This is a genomic window from Hydrogenophaga sp. (genome assembly GCF_051007235.1).
GTDB lineage: Bacteria > Pseudomonadota > Gammaproteobacteria > Burkholderiales > Burkholderiaceae_C > Hydrogenophaga.
This window is the reverse complement of record NZ_JBPCSJ010000075.1, coordinates 1-2,890: the sequence shown is the minus strand read 5'-3', so window position 1 is coordinate 2,890 and position 2,890 is coordinate 1. Positions and strand designations below refer to the sequence as shown.

Here is a 2,890-nt window from a genome sequence, read left to right as displayed (position 1 = left end):
GCACCGCGCACCACCTCCAGCAGCTTCATGACGTTGGCCGGGCTGAAGAAGTGCAGGCCCAGCACGTCCTGCGGGCGTGCGGTGGCGTTAGCGATCGCGTCCACGTCGAGATAGGAGGTGTTGGTGGCCAGCACGGCCCCGGGGCGCGCGTGGGCGTCGATCTTGCGAAAGACGTCCTGTTTGACGGCGAGGTCTTCGAACACGGCTTCGATCACCAGGTCGGCCGTGGCCAGGCGGGTCCAGTCGGTGGTCGCGTGCAGCTGCGCCACCCGATCGCTGGCCGCGCGCGCGCCGAGCTTGCCGGCGGCCACCCGGGTCTCGTAATGGTCCGCCACACGCCGACCGCCGCGCTCGAGCGCCGCCTCGTCCTGCTCCAGCAGCAGCACGGTCAGGCCGGCGTCCAGCGCGGCGATGGCAATGCCGGTGCCCATGGTGCCGGCGCCGATGATGGCCACGGTCTGCACCGGGCGCGGCGCCGCCTGCACGTCGGCCGGCAGGCGCACGGCGTCGCGCTCGGCAAAGAACTGGTGGCGCAGCGCGAACGCCTCGGGCGAGGTGCGCAGCCGCTGGAACACCGCGCGCTCACGCGCCAGACCCTCGGCAAAGGGCAGCCGGGCGGCGTCTTTCACCGCCTCGATGGCGGCCACCACGGCCGGGCGGCGTTTGCCCGCGCGCAGCGCGGCCTGCTCGGCCTGGTCCACGGCGGCCGCGTCTTCGTCGGGCACGGCCTCGGCGCTGATGCGGCATTTGCCCATGAGCTGGCGCGCCAGCGCCACGGCGTGGCCCTGCAGATCGTCGGCCACCACCGCGTCGTCCAGCCGGAGGTCGCGCGCGGCTTCAGCCTGGATGCGCTCACCGCTGCAGACCATCTGGATCGCGCGAATCAGGCCGGTGCGGCGCGGCAGGCGCTGCGTGCCGCCCGCGCCGGGGATGATGCCCAGCGTGACCTCGGGCAGGCCCAGCACGGTGCCGGCCAGCGCGAGGCGCGCGTCGCAGGCCAGCGCCAGCTCCAGGCCACCGCCCAGGGCCGCGCCGTGCAGCGCGGCCACCACGGGCTTGGCGCAGGCTTCGATGGCGGCGAGCACGCCGGGCAGCTGCGGCTCCTGCAGCGGCTGGCCGAACTCGCGCAGGTCCGAACCGGCCACGAAGGTGCTGCCAGCGCCGATCAGCACGCCCGCGCGCAGCGCCGGGTCGGCGGCCAGCTGTTCGACAGCGGCCATCAGGCCCTGGCGCACGCCCAGCGAGCCGGCGTTGATGGGCGGGTTGTTGATTTCGATCAGCAGCACATCGCCGATCGTTTCGGTGCGAACCATGGTCATGAAGAAAGTCCGTTGAAAAGAAACCAGGGCCTGTTCACACTATTTTTCCAAGTGCGAACGGGCTGAAAACAGCGCCAATTGAGGCGCGCGGCGACGGCCAGACTGGGCGTCTGGCCTAGGCGTGCAACGAAGAGTGGCGTTGTTTTCAGCCCCTTCCCTTCGGGTTGCGGCCAAAAAGGCCATGCGCGGCGTTGCGAAGCCTTGCCGGGGGCATACCCCGGCTGCGTTTCGCGCCTTGCGCATGGCCTTTTTGATCCGCAACGCATCTTGGAAAAATAGTGTGAACAGGCCCTAGTCGATGCGCAGCGCGACCTTGCCGAACTGCGCGCCCGATTCAAGGCGGTCCAGCGCGGCGTGCACCTGCTCCAGTGGGTAGGTGCTGTCGATCACGGGCCTGAGGCCGCTGCGCTGCACGAAGGCCAGCAGGTCGCGGAACTCTTTGAACTCGCCCAATGTGGACCCCAGGATCTGCAGCTGGCGGATGAAGATGCGGCGCAGATCGGCCGGCGGCTGGTCGCCGGTGGTGGCGCCGCAGGTGACCAGACGCCCGCCACGCACCAGTGACTTCATGGCCGAAGCCCACACGGCCTCGCCCACGTTCTCGAACACCACGTCCACACCGCGACCACCGGTGGCGGCCAGCACGGCCTTGGCCACGTCCTGCGTGCGGCCGTTGATGGCGTGGTCCGCACCCATGGCGAGCGCGCGTTCGAGCTTCGCGTCGTCGCGCGAGGTCACGATCACGCGTGCCCCAGTGAGCTTGGCCAACTGCAGCGCCGCCAATGACACGCCGCCACCGATGCCAAACACCAGCACCGTCTCCCAGTGCTTGAGTTGCGCCTTGGTGAACAGCATGCGCCAGGCGGTCAGGTGGTTCACGCCCAGCGCCGCGGCCTCGGTGAACGACAGACCGACCGGCATCGGGAACACGTTGCCCGCGGGCAGGCTGACGTACTGGGCAAAGGTGCCGTCGCGGTGTTCGCCCAGCAGGCGCATGTGCACGCACAGCACGCCCTCGCCGCGCTGGCAGAACTCGCAGCGCCCGCAGCCGATGCCGGGGTGCAGCACCACCGGCTGGCCGGGGCGGAGCAAGGTCTCGTCGGCATCGACCTCGTCCACCGTGCCGGCGCCATCCAGGCCCATGATCTGCGGCAGCTGGTGGGTGATGCCGGCGCCGCTGTCGCGCATGTACAGGTCCACGCGGTTGACGGTGGCCGCGTGCAGGCGCACGCGCACATGGCCAGGTGGCCGGGCCGGCAAGGGCCGCTCGCCAAACGCCACCACCTCGTTGCCCCCATGGCCGTTGATCCAGACTGCCTGCATGTTCATGTGATGTCCAGCCTCTGTCGTTGGTCCTTGACACACCCGGGATGCGCCCCGATATTCAGACAACACATTGTCTTTTCAGAAAACCCACGGGGCCTTCCCCATGTCTGCCACTGTCATGAAAACCGTCGAATCCCCATCGTCCATCGCCCGCATGGAGCTGGCCAACCGCGTCTTCTTCCGTCTCTACCAGTGCGCCAACCTGCTGCACAAGACCGGCTCGCGCGCGGTGGAGAGCGAAGGCC

Annotated in this window: 2 protein-coding genes and 1 pseudogene; 1 reads left to right on the top strand and 2 read right to left on the bottom strand. The window is 69.4% G+C overall.

Annotation, left to right across the window (positions count from 1 at the left end; genetic code table 11):
• Together ACR2JA_RS02540 and ACR2JA_RS02535 are read right to left on the bottom strand one after the other, a co-directional pair.
• Positions 1-1,319 (bottom strand): 3-hydroxyacyl-CoA dehydrogenase NAD-binding domain-containing protein (locus ACR2JA_RS02540; RefSeq protein ID WP_434007560.1); only part of this gene is annotated, 1,319 nt, incomplete at its 3' end.
• A 291-nt stretch (positions 1,320-1,610) separates the two neighbouring features.
• On the bottom strand, positions 1,611-2,648 hold the full coding sequence (locus ACR2JA_RS02535; protein ID WP_434007559.1) for a zinc-binding dehydrogenase: 1,038 nt from the start codon (positions 2,646-2,648) through the stop codon (positions 1,611-1,613).
• Between the two features lie 151 nt (positions 2,649-2,799).
• Here ACR2JA_RS02535 and ACR2JA_RS02530 point away from each other — a divergent pair.
• Positions 2,800-2,890 (top strand): annotated as a pseudogene (locus ACR2JA_RS02530) (MarR family transcriptional regulator); the annotation flags it as partial.